The organism is Paucibacter soli, from assembly GCF_037482845.1.
GTDB classification, from domain to species: Bacteria; Pseudomonadota; Gammaproteobacteria; order Burkholderiales; family Burkholderiaceae_C; genus Paucibacter_B; species Paucibacter_B soli.
In genome coordinates, this window is record NZ_JBBHJW010000001.1 from 184,873 (window position 1) to 198,557 (window position 13,685).

13 protein-coding genes are annotated in these 13,685 nt (G+C 62.7%); 2 read left to right on the top strand and 11 right to left on the bottom strand.

Features of this window, described 5'->3' with window-relative positions:
* Nucleotides 1-52 precede the first annotated feature (52 nt).
* The 5 genes from WG898_RS00880 to WG898_RS00900 are packed head-to-tail and all read right to left on the bottom strand — an operon-like array spanning nt 53 to nt 5,142.
* On the bottom strand, nt 53-2,218 hold the full coding sequence (locus tag WG898_RS00880; protein ID WP_444718894.1) for a type IV pilus secretin PilQ: 2,166 nt from the start codon (nt 2,216-2,218) through the stop codon (nt 53-55).
* Nucleotides 2,215-2,757 carry a pilus assembly protein PilP gene (locus WG898_RS00885; protein WP_339600893.1) on the bottom strand — a complete coding sequence of 181 codons (543 nt, stop codon included), beginning with the start codon at nt 2,755-2,757 and terminating at the stop codon, nt 2,215-2,217. The genes WG898_RS00880 and WG898_RS00885 overlap by 4 nt, the downstream gene beginning before the upstream one ends.
* Complete coding sequence (locus WG898_RS00890; RefSeq protein ID WP_339600894.1) at nt 2,754-3,446, bottom strand: type IV pilus inner membrane component PilO; 693 nt, start codon at nt 3,444-3,446, stop codon at nt 2,754-2,756. The genes WG898_RS00885 and WG898_RS00890 overlap by 4 nt, the downstream gene beginning before the upstream one ends.
* A gap of 8 nt (nt 3,447-3,454) precedes the next feature.
* Complete coding sequence (locus tag WG898_RS00895) at nt 3,455-4,066, bottom strand: PilN domain-containing protein (RefSeq protein ID WP_339600895.1); 612 nt, start codon at nt 4,064-4,066, stop codon at nt 3,455-3,457.
* Nucleotides 4,063-5,142: a pilus assembly protein PilM gene (locus tag WG898_RS00900; RefSeq protein WP_339600896.1), complete on the bottom strand. Its 1,080-nt coding sequence runs from the start codon at nt 5,140-5,142 to the stop codon at nt 4,063-4,065. Before WG898_RS00900 ends, WG898_RS00895 begins: the two co-directional genes overlap by 4 nt.
* 262 nt (nt 5,143-5,404) lie before the next feature.
* Between WG898_RS00900 and WG898_RS00905 the strand changes: the two genes are divergently transcribed.
* On the top strand, nt 5,405-7,774 hold the full coding sequence (locus WG898_RS00905) for a penicillin-binding protein 1A (protein ID WP_339600897.1): 2,370 nt from the start codon (nt 5,405-5,407) through the stop codon (nt 7,772-7,774).
* Between the two features lie 9 nt (nt 7,775-7,783).
* Here the strand turns inward: WG898_RS00905 and cyaY are convergent, their stop codons facing one another.
* Nucleotides 7,784-8,134, bottom strand: a complete 351-nt coding sequence (gene cyaY, locus WG898_RS00910) for an iron donor protein CyaY (protein ID WP_339600898.1) — start codon at nt 8,132-8,134, stop codon at nt 7,784-7,786.
* A 99-nt stretch (nt 8,135-8,233) separates the two neighbouring features.
* Here cyaY and lptM point away from each other — a divergent pair, with 99 nt between their 5' ends.
* Complete coding sequence (gene lptM, locus WG898_RS00915; RefSeq protein WP_339600899.1) at nt 8,234-8,341, top strand: LPS translocon maturation chaperone LptM; 108 nt, start codon at nt 8,234-8,236, stop codon at nt 8,339-8,341.
* Nucleotides 8,342-8,358: 17 nt separating this feature from the next.
* Here lptM and WG898_RS00920 read toward each other — a convergent pair whose 3' ends face one another.
* The 5 genes from WG898_RS00920 to WG898_RS00940 all read right to left on the bottom strand — a co-directional run bounded on the left by WG898_RS00920 (nt 8,359) and on the right by WG898_RS00940 (nt 13,535).
* A complete protein-coding gene (locus WG898_RS00920) occupies nt 8,359-9,357 on the bottom strand; it encodes an ABC transporter ATP-binding protein (RefSeq protein ID WP_339600900.1) in 999 nt (332 codons plus the stop codon).
* Nucleotides 9,354-10,340 carry an ABC transporter ATP-binding protein gene (locus WG898_RS00925; RefSeq protein ID WP_339600901.1) on the bottom strand — a complete coding sequence of 329 codons (987 nt, stop codon included), beginning with the start codon at nt 10,338-10,340 and terminating at the stop codon, nt 9,354-9,356. The genes WG898_RS00920 and WG898_RS00925 overlap by 4 nt, the downstream gene beginning before the upstream one ends.
* Nucleotides 10,341-10,359: 19 nt before the next feature.
* Nucleotides 10,360-11,298 (bottom strand): ABC transporter permease, encoded by a 939-nt coding sequence (locus tag WG898_RS00930; RefSeq protein WP_339600902.1) that lies wholly within the window; start codon nt 11,296-11,298, stop codon nt 10,360-10,362.
* Nucleotides 11,299-11,308: 10 nt separating this feature from the next.
* Complete coding sequence (locus tag WG898_RS00935) at nt 11,309-12,292, bottom strand: ABC transporter permease (RefSeq protein ID WP_339600903.1); 984 nt, start codon at nt 12,290-12,292, stop codon at nt 11,309-11,311.
* A gap of 169 nt (nt 12,293-12,461) precedes the next feature.
* A complete protein-coding gene (locus tag WG898_RS00940) occupies nt 12,462-13,535 on the bottom strand; it encodes a porin (RefSeq protein ID WP_339600904.1) in 1,074 nt (357 codons plus the stop codon).
* Between the last annotated feature and the right edge of the window lie 150 nt (nt 13,536-13,685).

Here is a 13,685-nt window from a genome sequence, read left to right on the forward strand (position 1 = left end):
ACTCTGACTCCTTTTCGCCCTCACCGCAGTCGCAGCAGAGCAACTCCCTCTATTAGCGCACCGTCACGCGGTCATTGACGACCTTGGGCGTGATGAATACCAGCAGTTCCGTCTTGTTCGACGTACGCGCCTTGCTCTTGAACAGATTGCCCATGATGGGTACATCGCCAAGCAGGGGCACCTTGCTCACGTCCTCCCGCTCCACCTGGGTGAAGATACCGCCAATCACGACCGTGCCGCCGTTCTCCACCAAGACCTGGGTCTTCACATGCTTGGTGTCGATAGCGAAGCCGGCCGCAGTTTGGCGGCCCACACTGTCCTTGTTCACGTCGACGTCCAGAATCACATTGCCTTCGGGGGTGATTTGGGGCGTCACTTCGAGCTTGAGGTTAGCCTTGCGGAAGGCAATCGACGTCGCACCGCTGGACGTCGCCACCTGGTAGGGCAGTTCCTCGCCTTGCTCGATCAAGGCCTTGACCTGGTCCGCCGTCACTACGCGCGGGCTCGAGACGATCTTGCCGCGTCCATCCGCCTCCAACGCCGACAACTCGAGGTTCAGGAAGCGGTTGGCGGTTGCACTGAACAATGACAGCGCAAAACTAGCGGGGGACAAGTCACCGATCTTGGGAGCGGGCAGATTGATGAACTGGGTATCGTTGAACTTGAAGTCGTCCTTCTTCATCTGCAGGGTTTGGCCGCCCACCGCGTTGTAGTTGCCGCCCACCGTGACGTAGTTGTTCCCAGACAGGTTGTAGCCCGGCACGCCACCCGACAGGCCGCGCAGGTCGGACGCACCCAACTTCACCCCCAGTGATCGCCCGAACTTGTCGTCTGCTTCCACGATGCGCGCCTCGATCAACACCTGACGCACCGGAATGTCGATCTTGGCAATCATCGCCAACACCTCCTCCAGCTTGGAGGGAATGTCGGTCACAAAGAGTTGGTTGGTGCGGCTTTCAAACATGGCGCTACCTCGCGCCGACAGCAGCCGTGTGGTCGCGCCACTCCCCTGTCCGGTACCTTGGCCCGAACCCGTCAATCCCTTGGCAACTTCCTCGGCCTTGGTGTAGTTCAGCTGTATCGCCTGAGTTCGAAGCGGCTCAAGCTGCGAGATCTGCGCCTTTGCCTCCAGGTCCATCTTTTCCTTGGTGGCCAGTTCGTCCTTCGGCGCGATCCAGAGCACATTGCCGGACTTACGCAAGCCCAGGCCCTTCGCCTGCATGATGATGTCCAGCGCCTGATCCCAGGGAACGTCCTTGAGGCGCAGCGTCACATTGCCGGTAACGGTATCGCTGGTCACCACATTGAAATTGGTGAAGTCTGCAATCACCTGCAGCAAGGCGCGAACCTCGATGTTCTGGAAGTTCAGCGAGAGCTTGTCGCCCGCGTAGCCGGGGCCCTGGGTCAGCTTGTTGGGATCGATCTTCTGCGGCCTGACCTCAAGCACAAACTGGTTGTCGCTCTGGTAGGCGCTGTGCTCCCAGGCACCCCTGGGCTCCACGATCATGCGCACCCGGTCACCCACTTGCGAGCTGGATACCACTTGCACGGGGCTGCCGAAGTCAGACACATCGAGGCGCCGCCGCAGGTTCTCCGGCAAGCTGGACTTGAGGAACTCAACCACCAGATTCTGGCCTTGCTGCTGGATGTCCACACCGACCTGAGTACTCGGCAGATTGACGATCACGCGCCCCGCGCCATCTTGACCGCGGCGGAAGTCGATGTCACGCAAGGCCTGCGGCGCGGCATTCTGGCTGGCCGCGAAATGCACCGGCTCGCCACCCGGCTGCCCGGTGCCGCTCGCCACCGGCACTTGCTCCAGGAAGATCAGGAGCGCGTTCTCTTGCAGCTGAGCCCGGTAGGTCGCTGCCTGGCGCAAGTTCAACACCACGCGCGTGCGCTCACCGGCCTGGGCCACATTGGCAGAACGCAGATTGCCCTGGTTGATCTCGACCGCCGAGCGGCCCAACTCGTTGGATACACCCGGCAAGTCGATCGCAATACGGGGCGGCGTCTGTATCGTGAAGCCGCGCGGGAGCTCCGTCAGCGCTTGGCTCAACTCGATGCGCACCACCTCGGCACCCGCCTGCTGCATGCTATTGATGGAGCGGATCGCGTTCTGCGCCCACGCTGGCAGGGGTGCCAAACAAGCCACCGCCACCGCACATGCCAAAGCTCGCCACTGGCTCATTCGAAGAGTCTCCGGAAGTATGCTCATCGTCCCTTCTCCTGTAGCTGGAGGGTACTGGTGCGTTCAACCCATTCGCCCGCAGCGTCCTGGACGACTTCTCGCAAGGTGATATCGGTTTCGGTGATCTTGGTGACGCGCCCGAAGTTGAGCCCCAGGTAGTCGCCACCCTTGATCAGGTAATACAGGTTGTCCACCTTCAACATCGCAAGACGCTCGCTGCTGCGAGTCAGGCTGCCCACCATCGACATGCTGTCCAGGGGAAAGGATTCCAGGGGTTCGCGGCGCCGATTCATTTCGGCCGCCAGCAGCGAATTGGGCTGCGCCGACTCCTGCTTGATGGCCACACTCAGCTTCTGCGTGCTGAAAGGATCAACGCCGCCCTGAGCCTCATAGGCCTGCGGCAGAAACTTCTTGGGTGGAACCAATTGCCGCACCGTCGGACGCGACGCGCGCCGCTGCTCTTCCATCCATTGCTGCAACTCATCCACGTCTGACGAACAGGCTGCCAGCCCCAGCAGCATCGCAACCGCGGCCGCGCGCCGCATGCAGGTCCGGTAGGCCGTCATTTCTTCGCTCCCGCCGCCTTCGCAGCACTGCGCTTCTGCTCGTTCACCTCATTGGCGTCGAGGTAGCGATAGGTGCGTGCCGTGGCTTCCATCGCCAGGTTGCCAGATGCATCCTTGCCGGTCGGCATGACCACATTCAGGTTATGCAGGGTCACGATGCGCGAGAGATTGGAAACATCGGCGGTGAATGCACCCACATCGTGGTAGCGGCCGGTAACCCGCAAGGCGATGGGCAATTCTGCGTAGTAGTCCTTGACGACCATCTGCCCAGGACGGAACAACTCAAACTGCAAGCCACGTCCCAGCCCCGCCTGGTTGATGTCAGACAACAGCGCATCCATCTCGGCCTTGCCCGGCAGCTGCTTTTCAAGCTGCGTCACATACTCTTCGACCTGGCTTTTTTGCTTGCGCAGCTCGGGCAGGTTGACCGCCTGAGCGAGCTTGGCCGTGTAGTCTTCCTTGAGCTTGGGTTCGCGCTCACGCTCGGCGTTCAGTCCAGCCTGCACGTCGGCAAGCACAAACACCCAGCCAATCACCAGGGCCAGCACACCCACCGCCAGAAACGATGCCAGCTTGGGCGCCAGGGGCCACTGCCCGGGCTCGTTAGGATTGAGGCCGCGAAATTGCTCCGCAATGCCTTCAAACCAGGTATTGAGGTTCAGATTGCCCGTCTTCGTCTTCTTCAGCATGAGCGCCCTCAAGACTTCTTGGCCGGCACACCAGAACTTGGTGCCGCAGGCGATTCGTTCACCGGCGCCTTGATCGACACCTTCATCGAAAACTCATACAAGCGTTTCTGATCGCGCGAATTGGCGCTGAGGTTGGCAATCTTGATCTCCACCAACTCGGGTTTCTCCAGCCATTCGGAGTTGCGCGCCGTGTTGCGCAACAACTCCGAGACGCGCTCGTTCGTCTGGGCAATGCCGTTGATGGTGACCACCTTGTCGGCCTGCCGGATTGCCGTCAGATAGACGCCCTCCGGCGTATGCCTGGCCAATTCATTGAGCAGGTGCACCGGCGTATTGCGGTCAGCCTGCAGGTCCTCCACCGCGCGTTGGCGGGACTTCAAGGATTCGATCTCGGCCTTGAGGTTGGCAATGTCCTTGATCTGGCTGTCGAGCTTGTCTATTTCGGTGGTCAGGAACTGGTTGCGCGATGCTTGCGCGGCCGTCATCTGCTGCAGCAGCAGCATGCCGCCCCCCACCACCACGGCGCCCAACACGGCCGAAACACCCAAGCCTACAAAAAATGCCGTCTTGCGACGCTTGCGCTTCTCTTCCCGATAGGGCAGCAGGTTGATCAGAATCACTGAAAAAACCTCCGCATCGCCAGACCGCAGGCGGTCAGATAGGCAGGCGCCTCGCGCCGCAACTTGGCCTCGCGAACCGCCGAGCCCAGGGCCATGTTCTCGAACGGATTCACCACCATGCAGGCAAATCCGGTCAACTCGGTGACTCGTTCCTTCAAGCCAGGCAGCGTGGCCGTGCCGCCCGCCAGCATCACGTAATGCACCTTGTGATGCGGCGTGCTGGTGAAGAAATACTGCAGCGCACGGCCAATTTCCTGGGACAGGCTGTCCACGAAGGGATTGAGCACCGCCGACTCATAGTCCTCTGGAAGTTCGTTGGCCAGTTTCTTCTGCTCAGCCTCTTCAAACGAGAAACCGTATTGCCGCGAAATCAACTGAGTCAAGGCCGAGCCACCAAACGCCTGGTCGCGGTCGTAAAGCATCTCATCATCCCGCAACACCTTCAGACTGGTGGTGTCGGCACCGATCTCGAACAACGCAACCAAGGCATCCTTGCCCTCGCCGGGCAAATTCGCGATCAGCCGGCCCATCGCCATCCGGGATGCATGCGACTCAATGTCCAGAATGACCGGTCGCAAACCCGCCGCCTCGGCCAGACCCTGCCTGTCTTGCACACGGTCCTTGCGCGAGGCAGCAATCAGCACCTCGACATCGCCGACGGACGTTGGGCTGGGTCCAATCACGCAGAAGTCCAGGCTGACCTCGTCCAGCGAGAACGGAATGTATTGATTCGCCTCCGCCTCAACCTGGATTTCAAGCTCTTCGTCGCGCAAGCCCGCGGGCAGCATGATCTTCTTGGTGATCACGGCTGACTGCGGCATGGCCAGCACCGCATCGCGCGTTTTGCTGCCACTGCGCGCGACCACCCGGCGCACGGCATCCGCCACCTCATCGAATTTCTCGATTTGGCCATCGGTGATCCAACCTTTTTCGAACGGCTCGGTCGCGAAGCGCTCCAAGACCATCTCGCCATTGGCGCTCTGACCCAATTCGACCAGTTTCACACTGGACGAGCTGATATCCAAGCCAATCATGGGCGGATGCTTGCGACCCAGCAGTACGTCAAGTATTCCCATGACGCTTATCCCCCAACGCGCCGCGAGTGCGCCGGACTATTAATAAGTTACTTGAATGCTAGCAGCAAAGCCTATGACGCCCCAAGGCTTTCCGTCCCAAGCAAGTAACACCACGTTGCGAAACATACACGACTGCAGCGGCATGCAAAGGTCGGAATAACACCGCCATTTCGGCATTGGCCCCACAGGTATTGGTAAGCAGAGGTGACAAGGCGCGCATGTACGGGGCGTTTCTATAATCCCCCGACCGCGACGGAGCCCCATGAGCGAAGCCAAGAAGAAGTCCCCATCAAGCACGGCCGACAGGCCGCAGGCACTTAGCCCTGGATCCACGCTGTGGCGCGCGGCCGGCTGGGCTTTGGCGCTCCTGGCGGCGGGCGCCGGCAGTGTCTTGCTGCTGCTGGCCATGGCCTTGGCGATGGCCTACCCCAATCTGCCGGACATCAGCGGCCTGACCGACTATCGCCCCAAGCTGCCCATGCGGGTACTCTCCAGCGATGGCGTAGTGCTGGGCGAGTTCGGCGAAGAGCGCCGCAACTACCTGCCGATCAAGAGCATCCCCAAGGTCATGCAGGATGCCATCCTCGCCATCGAGGATGCGCGCTTTTATCAGCATGGCGGGGTGGACTACCTCGGCGTGATCCGCGCCGGCCTGGCCAATGTGGGTGAATCGCGCAGCCAGGGGGCGTCAACAATCACGATGCAGGTGGCACGCAATTTCTATCTCTCCACCGAGAAGACCATGACGCGCAAGATCTACGAGATCTTGCTGGCCTTGAAGATCGAGAACGCACTCAGCAAGGAGCAGATCCTCGAGATCTACATGAACCAGATCTTCCTGGGCCACCGGGCATATGGCTTCGCCGCCGCCAGCGAGGTCTACTTCGGCAAGCCGCTCAAGGACATCTCGATCGCCGAGGCCGCCATGCTGGCAGGCCTGCCCAAGGCGCCGTCCGCCTACAACCCGATCAACAACCCGCGTCGGGCCAATCAGCGCCAGCAATACATCATCGATCGCATGCTGGACAACGGTTACATCACCGAGGAGCAGCACAAGGAGGCGAAGGCGCAGACGCTACGCTATCGCCAGTTGGCCGAGGCCTCCTCGCATGCGGAGTACGTGGCCGAGGTGGCGCGGCAACTGATCTACACCCAGTACGGCGATGAGGCCTACACGCGCGGGCTGAACGTCTACCTGACCCTGAATGCCGACGAGCAGAACGCCGCGTATCGGGCGCTGCGGCGCGGCATCATGGACTTCGAGCGACGGCAGGTCTACCGCGGCCCGGAGGCCTATATTGACCTGCCGACCAACCCCAAGGATGTCGACGTCCGTGTTGCGGAGGCGCTGTCCGAGCACCCCGCCAACGACGAATTGCTGGCAGCCGTCGTGCTGGAAGCCGATCCGAAGAAGGTGGTGGCGGCACTGCAGAGTGGGGAGACCATCAACATCGGCGGCGAGGGGCTGAAGCCCGCCACCTCGGGACTGTCCGAGCGTGGCAACCCCAAGACGCGCATCCGCCGCGGCGCGGTCATCCGCGTCGTCAAGGGCAGCAAGAACGACTGGACCATCACGCAGTTGCCCGAGGTCGAAGGCGCCTTCATTGCCCTGGATCCGCGCGACGGCAGGGTGCGCGCCATGGTGGGCGGCTTCGACTATGCCAAGAACAAGTTCAACCATGCCACCCAAGCCTGGCGCCAGCCCGGTTCCAGCTTCAAGCCCTTTATCTACTCGGCCGCCTTGGAGAAAGGCTTCACCCCCGCCACGGTGGTGAACGACGCGCCGCTATTCTTCGACGCCAGCACCACGGGCAGCCAGCCCTGGGAACCGAAGAATTACGACGGCACCTTCGACGGGCCGCTGCCGCTGCGCCGCGCACTCGCCAAATCCAAGAACATGGTGTCGATCCGGGTGCTGCAGTCGATCGGCGTCCACTACGCGCAGGACTGGATCACCCGCTTCGGCTTCGAGACCGAGAAGCATCCCGCCTACCTGACCATGGCGCTGGGCGCCGGTTCGGTCACGCCGATGCAGATGGCGCAGGGCTATGCCGTGTTTGCCAACGGTGGCTATCGCGTCAGCCCGCAGCTCGTCGCCAAGCTCACCGACCACAAGGGCAAGCTGCTGTACGAGGCCAGCCTGCCGAGCCAATTGGACGAGAGCCACCGCGTCATCGATGCGCGCAATGCCTTTGTGATGACCAGCCTGCTGCAGGAAGTCACCCGTAGCGGCACGGCCGCCAAGGCCCAGGCTCAGCTCAAGCGGCCGGACATCTATGGCAAGACCGGCACCACCAATGACTCGATGGACGCCTGGTTCGCCGGTTACCAGCAGCAGGTGGTGGCGGTGGTCTGGATCGGCTACGACCAGCCGCGCAAACTAGGAGATCGCGAAACCGGCGGCGGGCTGTCCCTGCCGGTCTGGATCGAATACATGAGCCAGACCTTGAAGGGCGTGGCGGTCTCGGAGCCCACGGCGCCGGAAGGCGTGATGCAGGTGAACGGCGAGTGGTTCTACGACGAATACCAGGGCCCGGCGGGCGTGCGTGCACTCAGCAATGACGACGCCAAACTGCCGGGCAACGCCAGCGAAGAAGAGAAGAAAAGCGTCCTCGATCTCTTCAAGCGCTGAAAGCGCCGTTCAGGCCGGTGGCGTGAACAACAGAGTCTTGCCGGCCTGCGCGCTGGCCTGCCCGGACAACAGCACATGGAACTCCTGCGACTCGCGGGTGTCCAGCCACTGCCCGGCCACATATTTGAAGTGGTAGCCGCCGGCGCGTGTCGCCAGCCACAGCTCTTGCAACGGCGGCTGGGTATTGATGACGATTTTGCTGCCATTGGGAAAGCTGAGTTCCAGCAGCCCGCCGGTGCGATGACTGTCGATGTCGATCACATCGCAGTCCAGCCAGGCATCCACCTGGACCTCGATGTGATCAAGCACCGCACGCGTCTTCGCCTGGTAGTCGGCATCGCTGAGGGGGCTGGCTGTCATGGCGGCTAAACTTCCCGAATGTTGATCGATCAAAGCCACAGTGTAGGCCGCTCCGGCAAGGCCGCCCCGGCCTCAGGGTTTCAGCGCCGCGGCGCCGCCATGCTGCTCGCATCTGCCGCGCTCACGCTGAACGCCTGCGGACAGAAAGGCCCGCTGAGCCTGCCGCCGCCCGCCAAGCAAGCCAGCGCCGCCAGCAGCACGCCATAAGCACGACCCAGCGTGACCTAAGCGCGCCCTTCCAGCACCGCATGGCAGGCCACCTGCACGCCCTCGAACAAGGTCAGTGCCGGTCGCTCCTGCCGGCAGCGCTGATTGGCCAGGGGGCAGCGCGGATGGAAGCTGCAGCCGCTGGGCGGACTGAGCGGGTTAGGCACCTCGCCACGCACCGGCGTGCGCGCCCTCCCTGACATATGAATATCAGGAATCGCATCGAGCAACATGCGCGTGTAGGGATGGCGCGGCCTGGCAAACAGCTCGGCCTTGTCCGCCAGCTCGACCAGGCGCCCTAGGTACATCACGCCCACCTGGTCGCTCACATGCCGCACCACCGCAAGGTTGTGCGAGATGAAGAGGTAGGTCAGCCCGCGTTGGCGCTGCAGGTCCTTCATGATGTTGAGAACCTGCGCCTGCACCGACACGTCGAGGGCCGAGGTGGGTTCGTCACAAACCAGGAACTCCGGCTGGGTGGCCAGCGCACGCGCGATCGAGATGCGCTGGCGCTGCCCACCTGAGAATTGGTGCGGGAACTTTTCGCTATCCACCGCGGCCAGACCCACCGAGCGCAGCAGCTCGGCGACGCGCTCGCGCAATTCCACGGTATCGCGCACCAGACCATGCTCGCGCAAGGGCTCGGCCACGATGTCCTGCACCTTCCAGCGCGGATTCAGGCTTGCATAGGGATCCTGGAAAATCATCTGCATGCGCCTGCGCAGGACCAGACGCTGGGTCGCATCCATCTTGGCGGCAGTATCTACGCCGTCGAAGCTGACGCTCCCACGCGTGGGCTCGTATAGCCCCACCAGCAGGCGCGCCACGGTGCTCTTGCCGCAGCCGGATTCGCCCACCAGGGCCAGCGTCTTGCCCTTGGCGATGCTGAAGCTGAGCCCGTCCACCGCATGCACGAACTGCCGCCCCTTGCGCTCGACGACCCGATTCAGCCAGGGTGCAGAAACATCGAAGGTCTTGGCGAGGTCCTTCACCTCCAGCAGCGGCTTGGTGCTCATGCGGCCCGCCCCTCATTCGCCGCGTGCAGCCAGCAGGCCGCGCGCGTAGCGCCGGCAGGCATCAGTTCGGGGCGCTCGCGCAAGCAGCGCTCAACAGCACGAGGGCAGCGCGGATTGAACGCGCAACCGGCCGGAATCGCGTTCAGTCGCGGCATCGCCCCGTCGATCTGCAGCAGACGCTCTCTATCCTCGTCCATCGCCGGAATCGAGCCCATCAGGCCGACGGTATAGGGATGGGCGGGTTGGTGGATGACATCGCGAACTGGCCCGATCTCGACGATGCGGCCGGCATACATCACCGCCACGCGATCACAGGTCTCGGCGATCACGCCCATATCGTGCGTCACCAGCATCACGGCCGCGCCCTGCTCCTTGCACACGCGCCTGAGCAGGGCAATGATCTGCGCCTGTATCGACACGTCCAGCGCGGTGGTCGGCTCGTCCGCCACGATCAGCTTGGGCTCGCCCGCCAGCGCCAGCGCAATCACCACACGCTGCCGCATGCCGCCCGAGAACTGGTGCGGATACTGATCTATGCGTGCCTCGGGCGCGGGGATGCCGGTCTGCTGCAGCAGTTCGATGGCACGCCGGCGCGCCTGTTGAGGGTTCAGCCCGAGATGGGTGGTGATGGTCTCGATGAGCTGCTGGCCAACCGTGTAGAGCGGATTCAGCGAGGTGAGCGGGTCCTGGAAGATCGCGCCGATGCGGCGTCCGCGGATGCGCCGCATCTGCTCGTAGGGCAGATTGTCGATGCGCTGCCCGTCCAGGCGGATCTCGCCGCCGGCGATGCGGCCGGGCGGATCCAGCAGGCCGATGATGGAGGCGCCGGTGAGCGACTTGCCGGCCCCTGATTCACCCACCACGCCGAGGATCTCGCCGGCGGCAATGTCGAAGGAAATGTCGTCCAGCGCCAGCAGCCTGGCATGGCGCGATGGGAACTCGACGCGCAGCGCACGAACTTCAAGCAAAGGGGTGGCGCTCATGCCGGCAGCATCCTCGGTCTCAACGCAGGCGCGGGTTGAGCGCATCGCGCAACCAGTCGCCCAGCAGGTTCACACTCAGGGCGATCAGCACCAGCATCGCGCCAGGCCAAATCGTGATCCACCATTCGCCCGAGAACAGAAAATCGTTGCCCACCCGTATCAGCGTGCCCAGCGAGGGGCTTGTGGGCGGCACCCCCACGCCCAGGAACGACAGCGTGGCTTCGGTGATGATGGCCGAGGCCACCTGGATGGTGGCCAGCACCAGCACCGGACCCAACACGTTAGGCAGCACATGCCTGAACATGATGCGCAATGGACCAACACCGATGACGCGCGCCGCCTGCACGTATTCCTTGTTGCGCTCCACCATGGTGGAGCCGCGCACCGTGCGTGCGTATTGCACCCAGCCGGTGAGTGCGATGGCAAAGATCAGCACCAGGAAGGCCAGCGCCTCATGCGCTTGCGGGAACAGCGCCCGCCCCACGCCGTCGATCAGCAAGGCCACCAGGATGGACGGGAAGGACAGCATCACATCGCAGACGCGCATGATGAAGCCATCCACGCGCCCACCCGCAAAACCGGCCAGCAAGCCCAGACCAACGCCGATCAGCATCGACAGCAGCACCGACGCCAACCCCACCAGCAGCGAGATGCGCGCGCCATACATCAGGGCCGAGAGAATGTCGCGCCCCTGGTCGTCGGTGCCGAGCAGGTATTTGACCGATCCCCCATCGATCCAGGCCGGCGGCAGGCGCGAATCCATCAGCTCCAGCGTAGACAGGTCGAAGGGGTTGTGGGGCGCCACGAACTCGGCGAAAACCGCGCAGACCACGCAGACCAGCGCAATCACGCTGGCCAGAATCGCCATCGGCGAGCTGCGGTAGGAATGCCAGAGGTCGCCGTCGAAGAAACGCCGCCATGCGCTCGGCGCCGCGGCTTGGGCTTGCGGATTTTGCATGCGGCTCATGTCAATGCCCGCCGGCCTTGCGCTCGACGCGCAGGCGCGGATCGACGGCGAAGTACAGCAGGTCCACCAGCAGGTTGATGCTGACGAAGATGAAGGAAATCAGGCATAGATAGGCCGCCATCACCGGGATGTCGGCGAACTGCACTGCCTGGATGAACAGCAGGCCCATGCCCGGCCACTGAAACACGGTCTCGGTGATGATGGCGAAGGCGATCAGCGAGCCGAGCTGCAGGCCGGTGATGGTGATCACCGGCACCAAGGTATTGCGCAGCGCGTGCCCGAAGTAGACGGCCCGGTTGCTCAAGCCGCGCGCGCGCGCGAACTTGATGTAGTCGGTGCGCAGCACCTCCAGCATCTCGGCACGCACCAAGCGCATGATGAGCGTGAGCTGGAACACCGACAGCGTGACTGCGGGCAGCAGCAGGTGCTTGAGCCCATCCAGGCTAAGCAGTCCGGTCGTCCAGTTGCCGATGGCCAACACCTCGCCCCGGCCAAAGCTGGGCAGCCACTTCAGGTTCACCGCGAAGATCAGGATCAACAGGATGCCGATCAGAAAGGTGGGCAGCGACACGCCCAGCAGCGACAGCGTCATGAGCAGCTGCGACGAGGCCCGCCCGCGCCGCAATGCCGCGATCACACCCAATGGAATACCCAGACCCAGGGCAATCAGCGCCGCCGCCATCGAGAGTTCCAGCGTGGCGGGGAAGCGCTCGACGATGAGGGTGGAGACCTTGCGCCCCTGCCTCAGACTGAGGCCGAACTCGCCCTGAACGGCATTGCCCACAAAGCGCGCGAATTGCACCGGGAACGAGGCATCCAGGCCCAGGTCGTGGCGCAGCTGCTCGCGCTGTTCCGGCGTGGCATCCTGCCCCAGCAGATTCGTCACCGGATCGCCCACATACTGGAACAGCATGAAGGCGATGAAGGCCACGCTGAGCATGACTACCAGGGCCTGGGCCAAACGCCTGAGTATGAATACCAACATTGAATCTGAAACCTCAGGCTCGCATCAGGCGACATCATCCCGGAGGTTCCAAGCGCAGACAAAGGGGGAAGCCCTAGCGTCCCGCACGGGCGAGGACGAAAAGAACGCGGGCCGCACAAGGCGGCCCGACAAACAGCCCTGGGGCAGCATGCCCCAGTCACTCCGACGCTTAGAAGCGGTGGCGCACACCAACCATCATGCCGTCACGCTTGTCTGCGGTATTGCCGAACATCACGGCACCCTTGAACTTGGTGTGATCAAGCTCGGCATAGACATCCGTGCGCTTGGAGAAGGCATAGTCAGCGACAAAGGCAAAGAAGTCAGCCTTGCTGGTGCCCGTCAGCAGCGGACTGAAATGCGTCTGGCTGGAATGCCAGTACTGACCGCCCAGGTTCAACTGGGCCGTAACTTGGTAGCCCACGCCCATCATCACCATGTCGCGCTTCTTGACGTCATTGGCGGCAGCGTTGAGAACGCCCGCACCCAGCATGCCGGAAGTGTAGGCACCACCCAGCAGACTGCCAGCATCAAACTTGTTCTGTGCCCACGATGCGTTCAGCGACCAGGGGCCAGAGGCGTAAGAACCACCAAAGGTCGCACCCTTGACCTTCTTGCCACCGGTGTCGGTAACCTGCAAATAGGCGCCGGCAAAAGCAAACTCGCCAGCGGCATAGCGCAGCAAACCACCCATCGACTTGCTCTGGCTATTGCCTTCGCCGGCACTCACCTGGACCTCGCCGCGCAGACCGCCCGACTCGACCAGGTACTTGACCATATTGTCCTGGCGGGCACCCATGGACAGGCCGATTTCGGGCTTGAACGCTTCGATGTAGGGCGAGTATTTGAACGAAGCATAGGTCGACGTCACTGCGTCGAACAGGATGTTGTACTGCCGACCCAGGGTGATGCGACCGAAGTCGCTGGACTGGATGCCCACCCAAGACTGACGCCAGAACTCGGCAGCGGCCACGCCACCGGTATCGGACAGCAGACGGTGTTCCATGTTGGCGATCGCCTTCAGGCCACCACCCATGTCCTCGGTGATGTTGATGCCCAGACGGCTTTGCGACATGCCACCAGGAGCCAGCGTCGACAGCGAGGCACTCTTGTTCGCGGCCGAGCCCGAGTTGGTCGAATAGCGGGCTGCCGCGTCAACGATGCCATACAGGGTGACGCTCGACTGCGCATAGGCCGCGCCCACGCTGCCGGCGAGAAGTCCCAAAACCAATACCGTCTTCCTCATCTCGTCTCTCCTGGTTGGAAAAATACCTGGCGCTATTGTGGTGTGACCTCGGTGACTCGACCCCGCCTTGTTGCACCGATCCAACGGGAAATAACCCTGTCTCGGTGGCGACAGTTGCGCCATCGCAAACGAAAAAGGCCACCTCGCGGT